General features: G+C 60.8%; 20 protein-coding genes and 1 pseudogene. 17 read left to right on the forward strand and 4 right to left on the reverse strand.

Annotated elements, in window-relative coordinates:
- The 6 genes and pseudogenes from ACO07N_RS00005 to ACO07N_RS00030 form a co-directional block, all read left to right on the forward strand.
- A pseudogene (locus ACO07N_RS00005) lies at positions 1 to 144 on the forward strand (cold-shock protein); the annotation flags it as partial.
- A 203-nt stretch (positions 145 to 347) separates the two neighbouring features.
- Positions 348 to 857 carry a GNAT family N-acetyltransferase gene (locus ACO07N_RS00010; protein WP_421979049.1) on the forward strand — a complete coding sequence of 170 codons (510 nt, stop codon included), beginning with the start codon at positions 348 to 350 and terminating at the stop codon, positions 855 to 857.
- 24 nt (positions 858 to 881) lie between these two features.
- Positions 882 to 1,730 (forward strand): 23S rRNA (adenine(2030)-N(6))-methyltransferase RlmJ, encoded by an 849-nt coding sequence (locus tag ACO07N_RS00015; RefSeq protein ID WP_421979050.1) that lies wholly within the window; start codon positions 882 to 884, stop codon positions 1,728 to 1,730.
- A gap of 96 nt (positions 1,731 to 1,826) precedes the next feature.
- On the forward strand, positions 1,827 to 2,273 hold the full coding sequence (locus tag ACO07N_RS00020) for a cytoplasmic protein (protein ID WP_421979051.1): 447 nt from the start codon (positions 1,827 to 1,829) through the stop codon (positions 2,271 to 2,273).
- Positions 2,274 to 2,283: 10 nt separating this feature from the next.
- The gene (locus ACO07N_RS00025; protein WP_421979052.1) at positions 2,284 to 2,934 is read left to right on the forward strand and encodes a ribonuclease T2 family protein; all 651 of its coding nucleotides are present in this window, start codon (positions 2,284 to 2,286) and stop codon (positions 2,932 to 2,934) included.
- Between the two features lie 66 nt (positions 2,935 to 3,000).
- Entirely contained in the window at positions 3,001 to 3,651 is a 651-nt protein-coding gene (locus tag ACO07N_RS00030; protein WP_421979053.1) for a glutathione S-transferase family protein, read from the forward strand.
- A gap of 164 nt (positions 3,652 to 3,815) precedes the next feature.
- Here the strand turns inward: ACO07N_RS00030 and ACO07N_RS00035 are convergent, their stop codons facing one another.
- From ACO07N_RS00035 to ACO07N_RS00045, 3 genes are all read right to left on the reverse strand, one after another.
- Positions 3,816 to 7,010 carry an efflux RND transporter permease subunit gene (locus ACO07N_RS00035; RefSeq protein WP_421979054.1) on the reverse strand — a complete coding sequence of 1,065 codons (3,195 nt, stop codon included), beginning with the start codon at positions 7,008 to 7,010 and terminating at the stop codon, positions 3,816 to 3,818.
- A 56-nt stretch (positions 7,011 to 7,066) separates the two neighbouring features.
- A complete protein-coding gene (locus tag ACO07N_RS00040; protein WP_421979055.1) occupies positions 7,067 to 8,569 on the reverse strand; it encodes an efflux RND transporter periplasmic adaptor subunit in 1,503 nt (500 codons plus the stop codon).
- A 181-nt stretch (positions 8,570 to 8,750) separates the two neighbouring features.
- Positions 8,751 to 9,419 carry an outer membrane protein gene (locus tag ACO07N_RS00045; RefSeq protein ID WP_421979056.1) on the reverse strand — a complete coding sequence of 223 codons (669 nt, stop codon included), beginning with the start codon at positions 9,417 to 9,419 and terminating at the stop codon, positions 8,751 to 8,753.
- Between the two features lie 345 nt (positions 9,420 to 9,764).
- Between ACO07N_RS00045 and ACO07N_RS00050 the strand changes: the two genes are divergently transcribed.
- From ACO07N_RS00050 to ACO07N_RS00100, 11 genes are all read left to right on the forward strand, one after another.
- Positions 9,765 to 10,778 (forward strand): calcium/sodium antiporter, encoded by a 1,014-nt coding sequence (locus ACO07N_RS00050; RefSeq protein WP_421979057.1) that lies wholly within the window; start codon positions 9,765 to 9,767, stop codon positions 10,776 to 10,778.
- Between the two features lie 68 nt (positions 10,779 to 10,846).
- On the forward strand, positions 10,847 to 12,832 hold the full coding sequence (gene uvrC / locus ACO07N_RS00055) for an excinuclease ABC subunit UvrC (RefSeq protein WP_421979058.1): 1,986 nt from the start codon (positions 10,847 to 10,849) through the stop codon (positions 12,830 to 12,832).
- 78 nt (positions 12,833 to 12,910) lie between these two features.
- Complete coding sequence (locus tag ACO07N_RS00060) at positions 12,911 to 14,014, forward strand: endonuclease/exonuclease/phosphatase family protein (RefSeq protein WP_421979059.1); 1,104 nt, start codon at positions 12,911 to 12,913, stop codon at positions 14,012 to 14,014.
- 100 nt (positions 14,015 to 14,114) lie between these two features.
- Positions 14,115 to 14,693 carry a thymidine kinase gene (locus tag ACO07N_RS00065; protein WP_421979060.1) on the forward strand — a complete coding sequence of 193 codons (579 nt, stop codon included), beginning with the start codon at positions 14,115 to 14,117 and terminating at the stop codon, positions 14,691 to 14,693.
- 148 nt (positions 14,694 to 14,841) lie between these two features.
- Positions 14,842 to 15,798, forward strand: coding sequence for a TAXI family TRAP transporter solute-binding subunit (locus tag ACO07N_RS00070; protein WP_421979061.1), 957 nt, complete (start codon positions 14,842 to 14,844; stop codon positions 15,796 to 15,798).
- A gap of 113 nt (positions 15,799 to 15,911) precedes the next feature.
- The gene (locus ACO07N_RS00075; RefSeq protein ID WP_421979062.1) at positions 15,912 to 17,672 is read left to right on the forward strand and encodes a TRAP transporter permease; all 1,761 of its coding nucleotides are present in this window, start codon (positions 15,912 to 15,914) and stop codon (positions 17,670 to 17,672) included.
- A 197-nt stretch (positions 17,673 to 17,869) separates the two neighbouring features.
- Positions 17,870 to 18,163 (forward strand): HlyU family transcriptional regulator, encoded by a 294-nt coding sequence (locus ACO07N_RS00080; RefSeq protein WP_421979063.1) that lies wholly within the window; start codon positions 17,870 to 17,872, stop codon positions 18,161 to 18,163.
- Positions 18,164 to 18,290: 127 nt separating this feature from the next.
- Positions 18,291 to 18,863, forward strand: coding sequence for a CDP-diacylglycerol--glycerol-3-phosphate 3-phosphatidyltransferase (gene pgsA, locus ACO07N_RS00085; protein ID WP_421979064.1), 573 nt, complete (start codon positions 18,291 to 18,293; stop codon positions 18,861 to 18,863).
- 45 nt (positions 18,864 to 18,908) lie between these two features.
- Positions 18,909 to 19,160 carry a molybdopterin converting factor subunit 1 gene (gene moaD, locus ACO07N_RS00090; protein WP_319383431.1) on the forward strand — a complete coding sequence of 84 codons (252 nt, stop codon included), beginning with the start codon at positions 18,909 to 18,911 and terminating at the stop codon, positions 19,158 to 19,160.
- A gap of 2 nt (positions 19,161 to 19,162) precedes the next feature.
- Complete coding sequence (locus ACO07N_RS00095; RefSeq protein WP_421979065.1) at positions 19,163 to 19,624, forward strand: molybdenum cofactor biosynthesis protein MoaE; 462 nt, start codon at positions 19,163 to 19,165, stop codon at positions 19,622 to 19,624.
- 105 nt (positions 19,625 to 19,729) lie between these two features.
- Entirely contained in the window at positions 19,730 to 21,025 is a 1,296-nt protein-coding gene (locus ACO07N_RS00100) for a multidrug effflux MFS transporter (protein ID WP_421979066.1), read from the forward strand.
- A 52-nt stretch (positions 21,026 to 21,077) separates the two neighbouring features.
- On the opposite strand, the gene ACO07N_RS00105 is transcribed toward ACO07N_RS00100, so the two are convergent.
- Positions 21,078 to 21,980, reverse strand: a complete 903-nt coding sequence (locus ACO07N_RS00105) for a branched-chain amino acid aminotransferase (protein ID WP_421979067.1) — start codon at positions 21,978 to 21,980, stop codon at positions 21,078 to 21,080.
- Between the last annotated feature and the right edge of the window lie 119 nt (positions 21,981 to 22,099).

A 22,099-nucleotide genomic window follows, 5' to 3' on the forward strand; every position in this document is an offset into this window, starting at 1 on the left:
GATGAAGGCGAAGCGGACGTGTTCGTGCACATCTCGGCGGTGGAACGCTCGGGGCTCGCGACGCTTGACAGCGGGCAGCGCATCTCGTTCGAGACCGAACCGGATCGTCGCGGCAAGGGCCCGAAGGCGGTGAACCTGCAGGTGATCGAAGAAGGTGCCGAGGCAGGAGAAGCCGAGGACGCCGCACCCGAAACGGGATCGCCCGAAGAAGAATAAGGCCGCATGGCCGGCAATACTGTATTGAGCGAGCGCAGCTTGGCTGCGCTCGTTCTTTTTCAGCACGTACCAACGCTCCATGAGGGCAGGCCACGAATACGGCAGGTCGGGCCTGCCCGGATGCATTTGCCATGACCCAGACAGTTTCTCCAGCAACGATCCGTCCGTTCGAACCCGGCGATCTCGGCGCTCTGCTATCTCTCAACAACGCGGCCGTACCGGCGGTCAACGAACTCGGCGCCGAAGAAATGCTCGACCTGATAGGCCAGTCGCTTCTGTGTCTTGTCGCACTTGCCGAGGACACACCGGTCGGCATGCTCCTCTGCTTCGGAGAAGGCGCGGACTACGCGAGCCCGAACTACCGCTGGCTCAGCGACAGGTACGAGCGGTTCGCCTACACCGACCGGATTTTCGTCGATGACACCCAGCGCGGGAAGAAGATTGGTGACGCTCTTTATTCCACGCTTTTTGATCACATGCGGGGGACGGGCCGCTGTTTCACCTGCGAGGTCAACGAACGCCCGCCAAATCCCGGCTCGCTGCGATTTCACACCGGATTGGGTTTCGAGGAAATCGGCAGGGCGGACAACGGTGCGACATCCGTCATTTACATGCGGCGCGATCCCGAACCCGCGCGCTGACCCTCTTCAGGCCGGAATAGCGACATGAACTACAGACATGCCTATCATGCGGGAAATATCGGCGACGTGCTCAAGCATGCGGTGCTTGCTCGGCTGATCACCTATTTTCAACGCAAGGACAAACCGTTCCGGATGCTGGATACCCACGCGGGTATCGGCCAATACGATCTGACGTCGGAGGAAACGAGCAAGACGGGAGAATGGCAGCAGGGCATCGCCAGGGTGCTTCAGGCGGATATGCCGGACGTGGTCGAGCCCCTGCTTCGCCCCTGGTTGGAAGTGGTTCGGGATCTGAACCCGGGTGATCAACTGGAGATCTACCCGGGCTCGCCCGCGCTGGCACGGCGCCTGATGCGCAAATCCGACAGGCTGACGCTCACCGAGCTTCACCCGGAGGATTTCCGAACCCTGTCGGATCTTTTTGCCGGCGACTTCCAGGTCAAGACCATTCATCTGGACGGATGGCTGGCCATGGGCAGCTTCCTGCCACCGAAGGAAAAGAGGGGCTTTGTGCTGATCGACCCCGCCTTCGAGGTCACGGACGAGTTTGAACGAATGACCGGCGCGGTTCTCAAGGCCTGGAAAAAGTGGACTAGCGGAACCTATGCGCTCTGGTACCCGTTGAAGGACACCCGATCGATAAAGCGAATGCACGACGCATATGCCGCGTCCGGCGTGCGGGATCTGCTTTCAGTTGAACTGCGGGCAGGCAAAAGCGGACTCGATACGAGGATGCTCGGCTCCGGAATGACGCTCATCAATCCCCCGTTTACGCTCGCCGATGAGATGCGGACACTCCTGCCCTGGTTCAATGACGTTTTGCACCAAGGCCCCGGCTCAGGGTGGGACGTGACCCAACTGATTGGCGAATAACTGCATATTCTGGTCCTTTTGGCGCACCAAGTCCTTGACCTTGGGGCTTCCCTCCCCCATCGTCTGTCACACTGTTTGCCTCTCGGAGACCATGCCGTGCACATCGCCCGTTTCGCCCGATTGATCCTGTCCAGTCTTGCTGTCTGCGCCTTCCTCACCGTTCCCTCGGTCGCGGAAGAAAACCGCGCCTACCTCTCCTTGAGCGGCAAGAACCGCTTGCCGGAATGCACGGCCAACTCGGTGCAGAAGGCCGTTCGCAAATCTGTCGCGCGTGCTTATGCAGACTACTACGAGGGCAGAAAGATCGTCGGCATCGAGGAAATCACCGAAATCGCCTTCAAGGTGAACGAGGTCAGCCCGCTGGCACGCCGCCACTGCACCGGAACAGCCAACATGTCCGATGGCTCCCACCAGCATCTGCATTACCTGATCGAGGAACATGCCGGTTTCGTCGGTGTGAGCTGGAACGTGGAAACCTGCCTGTCCGAACTCGACAAGTGGCGTGTCTACGGGTCGCACTGCAGAACCACAAAGCCACAGTGAGCCAGACGTCATGGCTCTTTTGAGCCGGGCGGCCGGCCTGACGGCTTTTCTGATTTGGGTTCTGGCGTCGACAGCAAGCTTCGCCGATGAGCCCGGCGACTTCGATTTTTACGTGCTTTCCCTGTCGTGGTCACCGACCCACTGCAAGCAGGAAGGCGTGGACGCCAACCCGCATCAATGCGACGTTCGCGATCCCTTTCGCTTCATCGTGCATGGTCTTTGGCCGCAATATGAGCGCGGCTATCCGCAGACCTGCCGGGGCCCGAAGCGGATCGACAGGCGTATCGCGGTCGGCATGGAGGACATCATGCCCAGTCACGGGCTGGTCTTTCATCAGTGGCGCAAGCACGGAACCTGTTCCGGTCTCGATCCGGAGGACTATTTCGACCTGACCCGGCGCGCCTTTGAAAAGATTTCGATACCAGGTGCGTTCACCAAACTGCAGAAGCGGGGCAAGGCGTCTCCCCAGACAGTGGAGAAGGCCTTTCGCCTGGCAAATCCGGGCCTTGACGAAAGCGCCATGGCGGTTACCTGCTCCCGCGGCGAATTCGACGAAATACGGATCTGTCTGACCAAGAGCCTCGATTTCCGGTCCTGTCCGAATGTCGACCGCCGCGGCTGCCGCGCCGATAGCCTGTCCGTGCCACCACCCGGCCGATAGCAAAAGACCTTCTCAGGGCGTCACACCCCCCGGGTGCGGACCCGTCCCAGTATCAGGAGTAACTTCATGATGAAACTTCGCTCATCGCCCCCCTCGCCCTTTGGACGCAAAGTCAAGATCGCAGCGGCGATGCTCGGCCTGAAAGACCGGATCGAAATCGTCGAAGCCAACACCGCCGATCCGGCCGACAGTCTTCGTGGACAGAACCCGCTCGGCAAGATCCCCGCCCTTGTTCTTGAGAACGGCGACGTCCTCTACGACAGCGCCGTGATCCTGGAATATCTGGACTTCCTGGCCGGCGGCAACAGGCTGTTTCCGGAAGGCGAAGCCCGTTTCACTGTCCTGCGTGATCAGGCCCTTGCCGACGGCATTATGGATGCCGCATTGCTGCGTGTGTATGAAAAGCGTTTCAAGCAGCCCAACTATCGGGATCCGGCCTGGGACGCTTACCAGGGCTCGAAAGTGGACCGTGGACTTGCCCACTTCGAAGCGAACACCCCGCCGGCTCCGGCAACCGCCGATGACGTCAACGCGGCCACGCTGACACTGGCCTGCGCGCTCGGGTATCTCGACATGCGGTTTGGCGACGGCTGGAGGGAAAACCATCCCGCACTCGTTGCCTGGCTGACCGCCTTTGAGGCCGCTGTGCCTGCCTTTACCGACACGCGTCAGCCGGCCGCACCCGTACCGGACAATGCTGCCGTTGAGCTTCGCTAGAGCATCGGGCGATAAGTGTGCACCATTTGACCGGATCTCCTTTGTCTGCTGAGGAGGCGGATTGCGCGCCGTGGTGTTTCCCACCACAAGTGCGATCCAACGATGTCAGCGGGCAAAGGAGAGCGGCCCTTCGTGTGATGCTCTAGGCCGGTGTCGAGGTCAGCTTAAGGCGTGGGCGTTTCGCCGTGTTTTCCCTGCAGCGGACGGCGTCCCTTTGCCTTGAGCAGGCGGCGTCCGCTTGATACCGACTGGCCGAAGTCTCTCTGAACGGCGAGCAGTGCCGGAACGAGCAGGATCACCAGGAACAGGCCGACACCCAACCCGTAAGAGAGGGTGATCACGGTCGGTTTCAGGAATTGTGCCTGCCGGCTGGTTTCAAAAAGCAGTGGTGCCAGGCCGAATACGGTCGTTGCGGTCGTCAGGACGACGGCGCGCAGTCTGTCACAGACCCCATTGATGAGCGCCTGCCGGAACGGATGGTTGCGCGCATATTCATCGATCGTGGTCACCAGCACGATACTGTCGTTGATGATGATCCCCGACATGCCGATGAAGCCGACGACCGAGAACATCGACAGCGGCACACCGTGAATGTAGTGCCCCCAAAGCATTCCGATCGACCCGAACGGAATGATGATCATGATCATCAGCGGCCGCGTCCAGGATTCGAAAATCCAGCACAGCACCAGGTAGATACCGGCCAGGCAAAGCGCAAAGCCGACCATGGCGTCCGACAGGAAGGATCTCTCCTGTTCAGCAAGGCCCGCCATCTCGCTCTCGACATCGAATTCTGCAGCCAGTTGCGGCAGCAGCTCGTTTTCCAGGAAGGCGGTCACCCGGGCAGCCGCTTCCGGATCGTCTTCGGAAACATCGCCGCTGACTGTCAGCGTCCGCAACCCGTCGCTTCTTCTGATGGACGCGAACCCGTAACTGCTGTCGGCCTGCACGATCTCGCTCAGGGAGACATAGGTCCCTGCCTCGGTGCGTATGCGCGTGGAGTAGAGGAATGAGGCGTCCGTCTCCTCGTCCGGCATCAGAACCTTTACCTTGGCGGTGCGGCGGCCAACCGGGAATTCCGCAACCTCGATCCCCTCCAGGCGATTGCGCAGGATCCGCGCAACATCGTCGGTGCTGAAGCCGAGAGCTTCCCCCTTGGGCGTCAGGCTGAGACTGAGTTCCGGCTTGTCATAGGCCAACGTATCTTCAAGAGCGCTGACACCTTCAAGCGGGGCAAGCGCCTGTTTCAGGCTTTCCGCAGCCGCCTTCAGGTTCTCCGTCGACGTTCCGTAGAGCCGGACATCGATTGCATCGCCGCCCGGACCCGAGCGCTCGCCGCGCAGGGCCAGGGTTTCAAGCAGCGGCGGCCGCTTGATTTCCTTGCGCCATTCGCCAATGAATTTGAACGCCGAATAGGGACGCAGGTCCGGGTCGATCAGTTCTATGGAGATGCCGCCCAGCTGGTCGACATCCTTGCTGTCTGCGCCGCTCAGGCCCCGCCCGGCGGTTCCACCGACGGTCGACAGCGCGAACTGGACCGGCTCATCGCCGTATTCTTCTCCGTAACGCTGATTGACGACATCGAGCGCCCGCTCCATTTCCGCGATCATCGCCTTGGTATCGTCCCGGTCCGCACCGGGCATCATGGCGATGCTGGCGGACACGACGGACCGTTCCGGCGCATTGAAGAAGCGCCAGCGGACGCTGCCGTCGACAAAAAGCGACACGGACAGAAGCAGCACCATCAGCGCAAACCCGAGCGCCGGGTAGCGCACTGTCAGGATCCAGTCGATGAACCTGCGGAAGACCTGTTCCCTGAACCACACGAACCCGCGATTGAAGACCCGGTTCGGCATGTCGTACCAGCGCTGTTTCTTGCTGGCCGAAAGGGCGTGGTTCATGTGCGCGGGCAGGATCAGGAAGCATTCCACCAGACTGGCGATCAGCACCACGGCCACCGTGAACGGTATGTCGGCAATCAACGTACCGAAACGTCCGCCAATTGCGATCAGGCCGACAAACGCGATCAGGGTCGTTATCGATGCCGTGAACACCGGAGCCGTCATGCGCCGCGCGGCGAGGCTTGCGGCTTCCGCCGGCGGATACCCGCGCCGATGGAGCGAATCCGCGTGTTCCCCGACCACGATGGCATCATCGACCACGATGCCGAGGCATATGATCAGTGCGAATACCGAAACCATGTTGAGTGTCAGCCCGAAGGCATACATCAGGCCGATGGTCGCAAACATGGCGACTGGAATTCCCGCCGCGACCCAGAACGCCGTACGCGCGGACAGAAACAGGAACAGGAAAGCAAGAACCAGCCCGAGCCCGAACAGTCCGTTTTCGATCAGGATATTCATCCGGTCGATAATGTTCTGCGACCGCGTTCGCGTCAGCTGAACCACGACGCCTTCGGGCAATGTCTTTTGAAATTCGGCGGTGATACGCTCCACCGACCGCTGGATCGAAATCGTGTCTCCCTGGGCACTCCGGTCAACCCGCAGCACGACGGCAGGCATGCCCCGGTGATAGTAGGCCCGGCCGCTTTCAACACCTTCGGTGACAATATCCGCTACGGAACGCAGTTGCAGCTTTTCGCCCTGGCTCGGGGCCTTGAGGACGATTTCCCCCAGTTCCTGTTCGCTGCGGCGGGTCTGCCCGGTTCTGAGCCGCGCGCCGCTGCCACTGACGTCTCCTGCGGGTGTCGTTTCCATTTCCGCCGCGACGACATCGGCAACGTCCCGCAAAGTCAGGTCGTGCCGGACCAGCATGCCCTCACCCACGTTGATCCGGATGATCGGATTTGCCAGCCCCTGGATCGACACCCGGGTGACACCGCCGCGGAACAGCACCGTCTGCAGATCTTCGGCAAACCGTGCAAGCTGATCGATATCCACGGGACCGTAGATCACGACATCCGTTACGCGGTCCCTGTAAACGCCCCGGCTGACGACAGGTTCCTCGATCCCTTCGGGCAGACTGGACCGCGCCTGGTCGACGGCGGCCTTGACCTCGTCCGTCGCCTGGCCCATGTCCCAGCCATCTTCGAATTCGAGATTGATCGACGCGCGGCCTTCGCGCGACACCGAAGTCGCCTCGTCTACGCCGTTGATGGCCAGGAGCTGCGGGCCGAGGATCTCGACCACCGAGCGGTCGAGATCGTCCGGACCGGCCCCCGGCCAGGAAATATCGACATCGACTTCCTCGCGCACGAAATCGGGAAAGAACTGCGTCCTGATTTGGGATCCGGCTGCGATCCCGGCCAGAAGCATCAAGGCCAGAAGCAGGTTCGCCGCCGTCCGGTGGCGCACCATGTAATCCAGAAACGATGCAAATCGCGGTCCGCCGGGAGAACGCATTCAATCACTCCAGTCTCGGCGCGGGCGGAAAAGCACCGCCGGCCTGCCCTCGGGTCCTAACCCTTGCGCCCCTGCCGCTGTTCCAGCCGGTCCACCAGATCCTTGGGCACCATGGGCTCGTTCAACAGCGCAAGCAGTCGCGCCTTTCGGTTTTCAGGCATGTTCGAGTTCGTCAGTTGCGCGATCAGCGCCGCGCGCCTTTCCGGGTCAAGAGCAACCAGGTCACCGGCAGGCTGGCCTGCACCTTCCGGCGCGCTTGCCGTGACCGGCGCGTCTCTTTCAGGTTTGCCATCGTCGCCGCGGCGCGGCGACACTTTCAGACCCTTGCCGAGTTGCGGAAGGCGTTCACGCACATAGTCGGTCCCGAACGGAACATCCGCCAGCAGCACTTCGTTCCCCATGCGCCGCAGGACGCGCGTCGTGATTTCGTCAATGCGTTCGTCTTCCGTGACAATGAGAAGACGGCCGTCCTCCGTCACGGCCGCCGCAGGGACTGCAACAACATTGGTGAGTTCCGGCTCTTCGACCGCCACCTTGACGAAATCTCCCGGTCGCAGAACCGTCCCGGCCTCGATCTCAAGCGCGGCGAACAATGTCCTTCCGGCTTCGCCTTCAGAGACGATCGCGGCGGCCCTGTCGATGCGTCCGGGAACCTCGACGGATCTCCCGCCGAGCTGCAGCGTGACCGTGACGGGTGCCTTGACCAGCTTTCCGCTTTGATCGAGCAGACGCGAAAACTCCGCGGTCGACAGCGAGAACTGCACTTCCAGGGCCGTGGGATCGATCAGCATCGCCAGGGTTTCCGACGGGCTGACACGGCGGCCAAGCGTGGCATCCACCTCAGCAAGATACCCGTAGAACGGCGCCGTCAGCGTGGTTTCCTGCAGCACCCGCTCCGCATCCTCAAGTGCCAGCGTGGCGCGTTGAACCGTCAGGTCCATGCGCTCCACCCGCCGGCGCGCGGTGATAACCGATTGCAGCCTGTTGTTCAGGGACTGTTCCAGCGAAGCGACCGCCAGTTCTTCCGTTTCGACCTGAACAGCGGTCGAGTAACCCTTGTCCTTGAGCTGGGATTGCCGCTCCAGCGCCTGTTTGCGCAAGTCCAGCTGTCGGCGCGCCGCTTCCAGTTCCTGTTCTGCGACAACGATCGCTTCTTCGGCCTCGGCCTTTTGCGCTTCGGCATCCGCAAGTGCGGCTTCGGCGTCGAGAAACTGGAACTCCGCGTTCGCCGGGTCGATCCTGAGCAGCAGTTCGCCCTCTGCCACGGCGGCGCCGTCCCTGAACTTGCTCGCGACATCGACGAGCCGCCCTTCCGAGCTGGCCCTGAGCTGCAGCGTTCGCCAGCTTTCGATTTCGCCATAGGCAATCGTCACCGGGCTGATCGACTGCGGAGTAAGCTGCGCGACATTGACGGTATAGCTGCGCTCACGCGCCGGGCGCTCGCGTGCGGTCTCCTCGACCGTCATGGCGCCATACAACCTGTAGGCTCCGAACCCTGCGAAGCCCAACATGATCGCCATCAATGCCAGACCGACAAGTCCGCGCATCAAAAACCGCATTCACTTCTCCACTCAAACCGTCCCGCCAGCCTGCCAGGGGCACCATCCTGACACCCAATATGGCGCGGGGACCCTGTTTTACCATGGACTTGGGGCAAATTTCGTAAAAGCTTGTATCCACTTGTAACAAAAAACCGGCCCCTTCCGGGACCGGTCTTTTTGTATTTGGTTGTGGCGGATATCAGAACTTGTATCCGACACCAAAGCGCACGAGTTGATTGCTGAAGTCAGACGTCACGCCTGTCCCGTTCAGGTTGAAATCCTGATCGCCAAAATCTTGGTAGGCATAGTCGAGGCGTGCGGTCACGTTGTTGGTGATTGCCGCTTCACCGCCGACACCGAGGGTCCAGCCGACCGCAGTCTTGCTGTCCTTGTCGCCGTTGCCCGAGACTTCAAGATCCGCCAGTGCCAGACCACCTGCCCCGTAGACCAGATACCGGTCGAACGCGTAACCGATCCGGGCACGGATGTTCGAGTTCCAGTCCGACTTGGACTTCAGCGACACGCCGCCCGCGGTCTTGTTGTCTTCCAGATCGGACAGGGTGAAGTCCGCTTCCGCACCAACCACGACGTTTGGCGTGACCTGGTAGTTGTAGCCGGTATAAAGACCGCCCGCGACACCGTTTGCATCGGTATCGAGATTGGTCCCGCCGAACCGGTTGTCGAAACTGCCGAATGACCAGCCGAGATTGCCACCGACATAAATGCCGGTCCAGTCGATGCTCTGCTGCTGAGCCGGAACCGCCTCATAGGCCGGGGCCGGAGCCTGGGGAAGGTCCGCAGCCAGAACCGGGGCGGTTCCCACTGTTGCGGCAGTCACTGCCAGGCCTGCAAGCGCAAGACGTTTCATGAATGATACTCCAGATCCATACTATCCATACTGAGCTGGCCAAGTTCCTTGACCAGGCAAAAGGGACGGTTATGCCGCGCCCTCACTCCCCCGGTAAGGACATATGGGGAGCGTTTGTGGCGGATCAGGATTTAGATTTGGGAGTTTTGATGACAAATCGGGGCAACAATCTGTCAAGGTGAACACGACGTTAAGCGAGTTGCAATTTGCAATGAAACCGGAACAAAGATGCTTGTCCCCGGGTTTCCCCATACCAATCTATTGCGTATAAGGCGCCCAAGTGATTTGCGCGCTCCCTCCGAAACCGTGCGCGCAGACCACAAAAACCCGAACCGGAACTCGTAGATGCTGTTTGACTATATTAGCCTCGCTGGCGGATTGGTTGTGCTGATTATTGCCGGCGATGTCTTGGTCAGGGGCTCTGTGGGTATCGCCCAGCGGCTGGGGATTCCGAATCTGGTCATCGGGTTGACCATCGTCGCATTCGGCACATCGGCACCGGAACTGGTCATCTCCCTCAAGGCCGCGATGGAAGACGCCGGCGGTATCGCGATCGGTAATGTGGTCGGGTCGAACATCGCCAATGTTCTCCTTGTTCTCGGCATGCCGGCGCTCATTGCCGCCACACCGTGTGGAGAAGACGGCGCGACTCGCAACGCCATGTTCATGGTTGCCGTCACCGTCGTCTTCATCGGTCTGTGCTTCTTCACGCCGATCGGCCTGCTCGCCGGGATCGTACTTCTGGTCCTTCTGGCGATTTTTCTGACCGCCTCCACGATCACCGCCCGCCGCCATCGAAAGAAACAGAAGACAATTACGGCCGCATCGGCCGGCGCTGCCGTCGCCGACGCGGAGATCGACGACGACGACACGCTGGACGATGTCGAGGACGTTCCGGATTCCGTCTGGATTGCGCTGGTCTATATTGTTCTCGGTCTCGTCGGACTGCCGCTGGGTGCGCATTTCACCATTACCGGCGCGACCGACATCGCGTCCCACTGGGGCGTCAGCGAAGCCGTGATCGGCCTGACCGTGATCGCGCTCGGAACATCGCTTCCCGAACTCGCGACAACGGTCATGGCCGCCATTCGCCAGCACGGCGCCGTCGCGATCGGCAATGTCATCGGTTCGAACATCTTCAACCTGCTCGCGATCATCGGCATCACGGCAGTGGTGGTCCCGATCGACGTCCCGCCCGAGGTTCTCAAACTCGATGTCTGGGTCATGCTCGCCTGTGCGGTGCTGCTGGCCGTTCTCTCCGCATTCCGCATCTGTCTGGGCAAAATCTCCGGCCTTGCCATGACGGCCGCCTACGGCCTCTATATCACCACGGTGTACATGCTCGGCCACGCAAGCTGACATTTAGGGCAGGAACCGGCACGCACGGCACGGGAATACCTCTTTCCCAATGAGCCGATGACGCTTAAATGTCGGGTATGCAGGACAGATCCGATTCTCCAGAAGCTGACGGCGACACGGCCACGGAAGACCCCGCCCGCACGCAAAAGGGCGTGGAGGTCATCGCCAACGAAGTGAAGCGCTTGCCCAACGGTCCCGGCGTCTACCGGATGCTGGACGAGAACGGCGAGGTGCTTTACGTCGGCAAGGCCAGAAGCCTGAAAAAAAGGGTCACCAGCTACACCCGCCTTCAGGGGCAGTCCAACCGGATCATGCGGATGATCCTGTCGACGGCGGCTATGGAATTCGTGGTCACCAAGACGGAACCCGAAGCCCTTCTCCTGGAAGCCAACCTGATCAAACGGCTCCGGCCGCGATTCAATGTCCTTCTCAGGGACGACAAGTCGTTCCCCTATATTCTGGTGACGGGTGACCACGAGGCGGCGGCGATCGTCAAGCACAGGGGCGCCCGGAAACGCAAGGGCGACTACTTCGGCCCGTTTGCTTCCGCCGGCGCGGTGGACCGGACAATCAACGCGCTTCAGAAGGCCTTCCTGATCCGCACCTGCTCGGACAGCTATTACGAGAACAGGTCCCGGCCCTGCCTGCAGTATCAGATCAAGCGATGCGCCGGACCCTGCACGGGGGAGATCGACCCGCAGGACTACGCCGGCCTTGTCTCGGAGGCAAAGGCCTTCCTGTCCGGGCGCAGCCAGCTGATCAAGAAACAGCTTGCCGAGCAGATGGAAGCCGCTTCCGCCGACCTGGAATTCGAGCGCGCGGCAATTTACCGGGACAGGCTATCCGCCCTGTCCCACGTCCAGGCACACCAAGGCATCAACCCGCAGTCTGTCCAGGAAGCGGACGTCTTCGCCATTCACCAGGAAGGCGGACAGTCCTGCGTCCAGGTCTTCTTCTTCAGGACCGGGCAGAACTGGGGAAATCGGGCCTATTTTCCGAAGGCCGACAAGACGTTCGGCGAAGCGGAAGTGCTGGAGAGCTTTCTTGCCCAGTTCTACGACGACAAACCGGCTCCGAAGCAGATCCTCCTGTCGCACGAACTTGCCGAGCAGGACCTGCTGGCCGAAGCACTGAGCGAACGCGCCACCCGAAAGGTGGAGGTTGCCGTTCCCAAACGCGGCGAAAAGAAGGAACTGGTCGATCATGCACTGACCAACGCACGCGAAGCACTCGGACGGCGTCTTGCGGAAACTTCCAGCCAGGCCCGCCTGCTCAAGGGTGTGTCGGAAGCCTTTGATCTGAGCGCACCGCCACGGCGCATCGAGGTCTACGACAACTCCCACATCATGGGCACCAATGCGGTCGGCGGCATGATCGTTGCGGGTGCCGAAGGCTTCGCAAAGGGCCAGTACCGCAAGTTCAACATCAAGTCCGGGGATCTCGTTCCCGGCGACGACTACGGCATGATGCGCGAGGTTCTTACACGCCGGTTTTCACGCCTCCTGAAAGAAAGCAGCCGACGGGAACCCCCGGACGCAGAAATCCAATCTTCGGATGTCGACAACGGCGAGGAAGCGGATGTTCCGGAAAGCACCGCCGACATGCCGGATTGGCCTGATCTGGTTCTGATCGACGGCGGACTTGGGCAATTGAACGCAGCCCGCGAGACGTTGGAGGAGCTCGGCATTTCGGACGTCCCCCTTGTCGGGATCGCGAAGGGCCCGGACCGCGACGCCGGGCGCGAGAAATTCTTCATCCCCGGAAAGCAGTCTTTCATGCTGCCGGAACGCGATCCGGTGCTCTACTTCGCGCAGCGCCTTCGCGACGAGGCCCACCGGTTTGCCATCGGCAGCCACCGGGCACGGCGGAAAAAGGATATCGCAAGGAACCCCCTGGACGAGATCGCCGGGATCGGCCCGACCCGCAAGAAAGCGCTTCTCCAGCATTTCGGAACGGCCAAGGCCGTCTCGAAGGCTGGTGTGGACGACCTGGCGTCAGTCCCCGGAATCTCGGAAGCGATTGCGAAACTGGTCTACGATCATTTTCATGAGTGACCACAGGTTCGCGGACCTGTCCACCGGCAGAACCATCAATGCGGCAAGCCGCACCCGTGCCAGGGGCCCGATAGCAGAATGTCTTCTACAAATTCCAAACGCCGCTGGTCCGTTCTTCTTGCCCTTGTGTCCTTGATCTGCTGGTGCGGCTCGCTCGCAGCTTTGGTCTTCTGCGCGCTCGGCATCTCTGCCTTTGTCGCACCGGATTTCTGGTTCACGGACAACATGAGCTTCTTCTTGAGGCAGTTTCTTGCCGCGGGACTCCTGGGATGTGGCGCGGCGGCTCTCGGCCTCCTGTTGCCGCACCGGTTCGCCCGGACCTATCGGCTGATGTTCGGGCTTGCCCTGGTCGCGTTCTCCGGCCTGGCGGCGGCAACCGCGATGCGGACCCTGGAGAACACGGCCGAGACCCAGGAGCCTGCCGAAAGCGGGCTTTCCCTCAAGATCGTTTCCATCAACGTTGAGCGCATGTTTCTGGGTGACCGGAGGCTGACACGTTTTCTGGAACGCGAAAGTCCCGACATCATCGTGTTGCAGGAGGTGATGTGGTGGCTGCAGGAACGCCGCTGGGAGCGGCTTGAACTGCCTGTCGGAAGCACAGGGGAAAACGGTTTCCCGGAGTTCTTTTCCGTCGGATCGGCCGAAAGCCTGGTCGTCTACTCAAGGTTTCCCATCCTTCAAACCAGGTCCCAGGTCGTGCTGGGTGATCTGCATGAGGGCGCCAGTGTCATCCACGACGCGGATCGTGAAATTCTGGAGGTCGCCCTGGACACGGCAAACGGCCCGCTGAACCTTGTTTCGGTTCATCCCGACAGCCCCAGAAATGAAGTCCGCTGGCAAAACAAGAGGCGGTATTTTGCGGAAGCCGACAGGTCCATCCGGGACCTCCGGGATAGCGATGCAGGTCCCATACTCGTTATCGGGGACTGGAACAGTGCGCCCTGGTCCGCGCGTTTTCAGAGAACACTCGCCGACAACAATCTCCGGACAGCCTATCCCGGGGGATGGCCGAGAACGACGCGGTTCTTTTTCGACCATCGCCTTCGCTGGATCTTGGGCGCTCCCGTCGACCAGTTTGCCGTTTCGGGCGGCATCAAGGTGCTCGGCGTATCAACCGGACCGCATGTCGGCTCCGATCACCTGCCGCTCATCATTGAAATCGAACTGCCTGCACCGAACTGATCCTGCCCATTCCCTGTGACTTCAGGGCAAAAGTGTTTGAGCCCGCCACGCGGATTGGGAACACTGCGGAGAACTTCAAACCGATTCTCAGACGATCTGAATGGCCAAACTCTATTTCAACTACTCTTCCATGAATGCCGGCAAATCCACTGTCCTGCTGCAGGCCGCCTACAACTATGAGGAACGCGGCATGAACGCCCTCCTCATGATCGCGGCCGTTGACGACCGGGGTGGCAAGGGACGGATCGCCTCCCGGATCGGTCTGGCCGCGGATGCCGACATCTTCACTGCCGAGGACAATGTTTTAAGGCACGTGGAACAGGTGCACACCAAGACTCCTGTCGACGCCGTCCTTGTCGATGAGGCGCAGTTTCTGACCGAAGAACAGGTCTGGCAGCTGGCCAACGTTGCCGACCAGCTGCGCATTCCCGTGATGTGTTTCGGTCTGCGCACCGACTTTCAGGGAAAACTCTTCCCCGGCAGCGCCACATTGCTGGCCGTGGCCGACAACCTCAAGGAAATCAAGACGATCTGCTGGTGCGGCCGCAAGGCGACCATGGTTGCCCGTCTCGACGGCAACGGCCGGATCGTGGAAGAAGGCGAGCAGGTCGTGATCGGCGGCAACGAGACCTACGTCTCCCTCTGCCGCAAGCACTGGAGCCGCCGGGAACTGGCCTAGATCCACCCGGTTACGCTCCGCCCTTGATGTGACCTAGCGTGAGGCATAAAAAGATCGGGACAGGGGTCCGTCAGACGATCCAGATTTTCAAAATATGGCGGCCTGTCGGTCGGCCAAAATCAAAGACAATCATTTAGGGAGGAAATCCATGAAGAAGACCTTGTTGTCACTTGCGCTCGCAGCCACGATGGGACTGGCGTCCGGCGTTGCTTCAGCCGAGACGCGCATCACCTACAAATCCGCCAAGTCGACGTCTTCCTATTACCAGATGGCCGTGCAGATCGCCGAAGCGATGAAGGCCGGCACTGATGGCGACATCATCGTCACGGTGGAAGAAAGCCAGGGCTCGGTCCAGAACGTCATGGAAGTGAGAGCCCGCGGCGGCGACTACGTGTTCACGACACCGCCTGTGCTCGTCAAACTGGCGCAGGGCGGCAAGGCCATGTTCGAGGGCAAGTCGGACCCCAAGTTTGACGAGATCCGGGCGCTGTTCCCGATCCCCTCGCTCACCATGCATTTCGTCATGTCCGAAGGCAGCGGCGTGACCGATTTCGCAGGCATGGAGGGCAAGACCATCCTTCTCGGCAAGGGCTCCTTCGGGGCGCGCGAAGGCGAGAAATATCTCAAGCTGTTCGGCCTTGAAGGCAAGGTGGACCTTGCCGAGGTTGAACTTTCCAATGCCGTTGCGGCCCTGAAAAACGGCCAGATCGACGGTTTCGTCACAGCCGGGTCCTTCCCGGCCCCGAACGTGATCGAGGCCGCCGCGTCAACGGGCGTGAACGTCATCTCCCTGAACGACGACCAGATCACGCAGACCAAAAGGACGAGGCTCGTCATTCCGGCCGGCACCTATGCAGGGCAGACCGAGGACATCGTCACCACCTCACTTCCGGTCGTGGCTTATACCACCACCGCAATGGATGACGACGCGGCCTACGAGCTGACAAAAACCTTCTGGGAGCAGAAGGCCGACATGGGCAACGCCGCTCCCTGGTGGAACGGTGTCGACAAGGGCCTCATGGGCAACATCACCGGCAAGATCCATCCCGGTGCCCTGCGCTACTACCAGGAAGCCGGGTTTGAATTGACGCCTGAGCAGCAGTAACTCCTCGCCTTTGCGCATAGCTTCTGCGCGCCCGCGCGCGGAAGCCCATCCTTCCAGCCTCACCAGCCGCGCCGGTTCTTCGTGCGCATGTTGCCTCCACCGGGAACAATGTCTTGAGACCATTGATCATCGCTGCAGCGCTCGGTCTTGTTGCGTTTCACCTCGCCTTGATCTTTTCGGGCCTCGTTCCCAACCTTGTGAGCCGCCCGCTCCACCTCGCCTTTGCGCTTCCATGGATCCTGATCGCAGCCAAACAGGGCATGCTTTCAAGGGTGAGCGGCATCGTCCTGAGCGTGTTTGGGGTCCTTGCCTGCATCTGGGTGGCGGTGTCGCATGACAGGCTGTCGGATCAGTACGGATTTCTGGAAGGCGATCTTCAGTTTGCGATTGCCGCCCTGCTGCTGTTTGTCGTTCTGGAAGCCGCGCGGCGGGCAATTGGCTGGCCGCTTCCGCTTGTGGCGTTGCTGGCCCTGCTCTACGGCCTGTTCGGGCAGCATATCCCCGGTGAATTCGGTCACTCCGGGACGCCGATCGCAAGTTTTCTCGGAACATTGACCATCGCCGAAGGCGGCATCTGGGGCAGCCTGACGGGCGTCTCGGTGAACGTGGTCGCGATCTTCGTGATCTTCGGTGCGGTCCTGAACGCCGGTGAAGCCGGTCAGGGCTTCATGAACATCGCTTCGGCTGCCGCGGGACGCCTGAACGGCGGGGCCGCCAAGGTCTCGGTCCTGTCTTCCGCGCTCTTCGGTTCGATATCCGGCTCGGCGTCGGCGAATGTCGCCTCGACCGGTGCAATCACCTTGCCCGCCATGACACGGCTCGGCTATCCCAAGCGCCTCGCGGCAGCCGTTGAAGCCGTCGCCTCTTCGGGCGGCCAGATCATGCCACCCCTGATGGGGGCCGGTGCCTTCGTAATGGTCGAACTGACCGGCGTCCCCTACACATCCATCATGGCCGCGGCGCTTCTGCCCGCCATCTTGTATTTTCTCGCGGTCTGGATCGGCGTCAACGCTTACGCCAGCCATCACGACCTCGCCGGGCTGGACGAAGAGGACCAGCCCTCGGGCCGGGATGTCTTCATCACCTCCTGCTTTTTCCTGATCCCCTTCACGGTCCTGCTTGTCGGCATGTTCTGGATCCGGTTCACACCGCAATACGCCGCGTCGATGGCAATCCTCGCCAGTTTTCTGCTGCTGTTTTTCAACGCCGGGGGGCTCGGCTCGTTCAAGGATAGCCTGGCCCGGGTCGAAAAGGCCCTGGTCAGCTCGGCGCGGCAGGTGTCGATGATCGCCGCCATCATCGTCTGTGCATCGATCATCATCGGTGTCCTGTCGATCACGGGCCTCGGCGTGAAAATCACCTCACTCATCCTGTCCGGGTCCGGCGGGCTGCTTTGGCCGTCCCTGTTCCTCACCGCGCTTGCCTGCATGGTTCTGGGAATGGAAGTGCCGACCACCGCCGCCTACGTGATCTGCGTTTCCGTCGCCGGCCCGGCGCTCATTCAACTGGGTCTGGAGCCCCTGCAGGCGCACCTGTTCGTTTTCTGGTTCGCCCTGCTTTCGACAATCACGCCGCCTGTCTGCGGTGCGGTCTTCATTGCCGCAGGCATGATCAACGAGAACTGGCTGAAAGTTGCGCTCACCGCGATGGCGCTCGGGATCGGCCTTTACATCATTCCGCTCGCCATGATCGCCAATCCGGAGCTCATCCGGCTTGAAGGCAATCCGCTGGGCGCGCTTCTGGCCGCTCTTCAGATCGGTCTTGGACTGGCACTGATCTCCTACGCGATCATCGGATTCCGCAATCCCCTTTACCGGATCCTTGCAGGCAGCGCCGGCATGGCGATCATTTTCTGGTCCCTGCTGCTGACCTGAGACATCTGTCGCCACGCGTCAGGTCACCGATGCCGCTCCAGCCCGGCGGCTTGCAGGGAAAACGGGACGTATGACCCCTGCTGGAACCCGGCACCTGGACAGGCAGCCTTCCGCGCATGACGAAATCGTAAAGCTGTCCCCCTTGATGCCCTCTGCCGCTCCCCCTAAAAGGGAACAAACAGTAAGGAGTGGGCGTTATGCTCGGCAAAATGTTCAAATCCCTTTTCGGGTCTTCCGAGGGGGGGCAGGCCACGAGTTCGGCAAAAGCCACCATCGTTGACCACGAAGGCTTTCAGATCATCGCGGAGCCGCAGTCCTCGGGCGGCCAGTGGCAGGTCGCCGGCCGGATCGAAAAGCAGGTCGGCGAAGAAACCAAATCGCACCGGTTCATACGCGCCGACGTGATGCCGGGCGAAGCCGATGCCGCCAACGAGATGATCCGCAAGGCGAAAATGATGATCGATCAGCAGGGTGACCGAATATTCGATTGAGGCAAGCAGCGCAGAAATGCTAATCGAAGGCAATGTGCGAACCGGATCAGACTGAATTGGCTGACCGGCGCCCGAACCGAATTGTGCCGTCGCGGTGGCCCGGACTGTCCCTGAATTGAAAGCCGACATGAAACGTAACGTAGCCCTTAGCCTGCCCAACCTTTTGACCTATGGGCGCATTCTGGCTGTGCCGGCGGTCGCGTTCTGTTTTTACTTCGAGGGAACGACCCCGCGCTGGATCGCACTCGGCATATTCATCGTTGCTGCGATTACGGACTTTTTCGACGGTTACCTTGCCCGCGCTTGGCAGCAGCAATCCGCTCTCGGGCGCATGCTCGATCCGATCGCCGACAAGCTGCTCGTTTCCGTTTCGCTCCTGATGCTTGCTGCGGACGGCACGATCGGAGGCTGGTCGCTGGTGGCTGCGATCATCATCTTGTGCCGCGAAATCCTGGTCTCCGGCCTGAGGGAGTTTCTGGCCGAACTGCAGGTCAGCGTTCCGGTGACAAAGCTCGCCAAGTGGAAGACGACGGTCCAGCTCGTCGCCATTGCCTTTCTGCTTGCCGGGCCGGCCGGCGATACCATCTTCCCCTACACGACGTTGACAGGGCTGATCGCGCTTTGGCTCGCCGCCACACTTACGCTATATACCGGGTACGACTATTTCCGTGCCGGCATCGGTCATCTCATCACCGAGTAGGCCGGTGATTTCAATTGCCGCAAAGGCTGCGCAGTAAGAGGTCGCATGAACATTCGCTATTTTGCCTGGGTGCGGGAACGTGTCGGCAAGGAAGAAGAAACCCTGGACCTTCCGGCTGACGTGAAAACCGTTGCCGATCTGATTTTGCATCTCAAGGGGATCGACGAGTATCACGCCTCCGCATTCGAGGAAGAGGACGCGATCCGGGTCGCGCTTGACCAGGAGCATGTGGAGACGGATGCGGAACTCGGAAGCGCCCGCGAAGTTGCCTTCTTCCCACCGATGACGGGTGGATGAACATGCCGGTCACGCCGAGGATAGTGGTTCAGGCCGACGATTTCAGCGCCCAGGACGAAGCCCGGCGGCTTACGGACGGCCGCAAGGACGTCGGAGCGCTTGTGACGTTCACGGGGCTCTGCCGCGACGAGGCCGGGACCTTGAGCGCGCTTGAGCTTGAGCACTACCCCGGCATGGCGGAAGCCGAACTGACCCGCATTTGCGAGCAGGCGATCGAACGCTGGCCCCTGACGGGCCTCACCGTCATACACCGCTTCGGCAAGATACCGCCCGGAGACAACATCGTCCTCGTGATCGCCGCCTCCTCGCACCGCCGTGCGGCCTTCGAGGCCGCCGACTTCCTCATGGACTACCTCAAGACACGTGCACCTTTCTGGAAAAAGGAACACCTCGTCGCCGGTGATGCGAGCGGCTGGGTCGAAGCCAGGGATTGTGACGACAAGGACGCTGCACGCTGGACCTGAGCGTTCCGACAGCATAGACTGACCGTCTCTCAGCCCGACAGCGGTGCCGTTTCGATTTTCAACGGGGGTCTGTCAGCGGCAAATCTTTGAACTGGTTCCGATACAGTGAAAACCGACATCGAGCATTCCGATGCTGCCGTTGCTGACTCGTCCACCGGCGCTTCGCGGCCCACCGGCGAGGTCCTGCGGGAACCGGGCATTCCATTCGCCGAATTCGTCGCGATCATCGCCATGATCATGGCACTCAATGCCATGGCGATCGATGTCATGCTGCCGGCGCTTCCGGCAATCGGAGACGCGCTCGACATCATCGAGGAAAACAATCGCCAGCTGATACTGACCACATACCTGGCCGGGTTTGGTGGCGCACAGCTGTTTTTCGGACCGCTGACGGATGCCCTTGGCCGCCGCAAGGTGCTCATTGGCGGGCTGGCTCTTTACAGCCTCGCGAGCATCGGGGCCATTTTTGCATCGGACCTTCAAACGCTGCTGATCGCCCGCGTGCTTCAGGGGGTCGGCTGCGCAGGTGCGCGCGTCGCCGCACTGTCGGTCGTCCGTGACTGCTATACCGGACGCAGCATGGGCAAGGTGATGTCGCTGGTCATGATGGTGTTCATGGCCGTCCCGGTGATTGCGCCTTCGGTCGGACAGGTGGTGCTTCTGCTCGCCGGCTGGCACTGGATCTTCGCATTCCTGCTGTTTGCAGGTCTGGCGGTCCTGGTCTGGTCGATGCTGCGCATGCCCGAGACGCTGGCCCCTGATCGCCGCCGACCGGTCGAGATTTCCGAGATATCTAATGCCTACGGAACGGCCATCACCACGCGTGTGTGTGTCGGTTATGCGGTCGCGACCGCCTTCGTCTTTGCCGGACTCTTCGCGTTTCTTGCCATGTCTCAGCAGATCTTCGTGGACATTTTCGGGCTTGGAAACCTTTTCCCCGTCGTGTTCGCATCGATCGCGATCGCGATGGCAATCTCCTCTTTCACCAATGCGCAGCTTGTCGAAGCGATGGGAATGCGGCGGCTCTCGCACGCGGCCCTGATCGTCTATACGCTGTTCGGCTTCTTGATCTTCGCCGTTTCGGCACTCGGCCTTGAAAGCCTGGCCTCGTTTTTCATTCTGACGACGATCGTCATGATGTGCTTCGGTTTTGTCGGCGCGAACTTCAATGCGATGGCGATGGAACCGCTCGGCAAGATTGCCGGCACGGCCGCCTCCGTGATCGGGTTCATCACGACGCTGGGCGGCGCGCTTCTGGGACATGTCATGGGACAACTGTTCGACGGAACAACCGAGCCGCTCGGGCTGGCCTTTGCCGTCTACGGCCTGGCGGCAATCGCCTGCGTTCTTTTTGCCGAAAAGGGCCGCATGTTCCACGCCCTTCATGACGGCAGACAATGAAAAAGGCGGGCTGAGCGGCCCGCCTCATTGACCCTCGATACCTCGGCTTCGATTAGCCGGCTGCCGCCTGCAGAGCAGGTGCGTCGGCTCTCACGGCCGCATCGTAGTCCTTCATCAGCGTCTCTATGATTTCGCCGACTTCGAATGTCGTACCGGCAATTTCCGAGACCGGCGTGACTTCTGCGGCCGTTCCGGTCACGAAACACTGTTCGAACCCTGGAATTTCCTCGGGCATGATCACACGCTCGATGACTTCGATACCGCGGTCCCGTGCCAGGTCGATGACGGTACGGCGGGTGATCCCGTCCAGGAAACAGTCCGGGATCGGCGTATGGATCTTGCCGTCCTTGATGAAAAACACGTTCGCTCCGGTGCATTCCGCGACCTGACCACGCCAGTCCAGCATGAGGGCATCGGTGTAACCCTTCGCTTCTGCAGCGTGTTTTGAAACCGTGCAGATCATGTAGAGGCCTGCGGCCTTCGCCCTGAAAGGTGCCGTTGCCGGATCCGGGCGCCGGTACTGGGCCATGTCGAGCCGGATACCCTTGAGCCGTTCTTCGGGCTTGAAATAGCTGGGCCATTCCCAGGCCGCAATGGCCAGGTGGATCGTGTTGTTCTGCGCGGAGATACCCATCATCTCGCTGCCGCGCCAGGCAACCGGGCGGATATAGGCATCCGTCAGATTCATGCGTGCCAGGGTCTCTTCCTTGGCGGCATTGATCTGGTCGGCCGTCCAGGGGATCTCGAAACCAAGCGTCCGGGCGGATTCCAGCAGGCGTTCGGTATGTTCCTCGGATTTGAAGATCCGCCCGCCATAGGCCCTCTCGCCCTCGAAAACGCTGCTGCCGTAGTGCAGCCCGTGACTGAGAATATGGAGCTTCGCATCCGACCAGGGCACGAATTCTCCGTCATACCAGATGTCACCACTGAGCTGATCAAAAGGCGCTCCCGCCATGTTTCTTCTCCCGGCCGCTCAAAGAGCGATTATTGATTTCTTTCAACAGACGCAAATAACGCCAAAGACTTGCGCCCGTTTTGCTGCTGTATCTTTTGCACAGCACGCGAACTATCGGT

Source organism: Roseibium sp., from assembly GCF_965229775.1.
In the GTDB taxonomy this organism is placed as follows: domain Bacteria; phylum Pseudomonadota; class Alphaproteobacteria; order Rhizobiales; family Stappiaceae; genus Roseibium.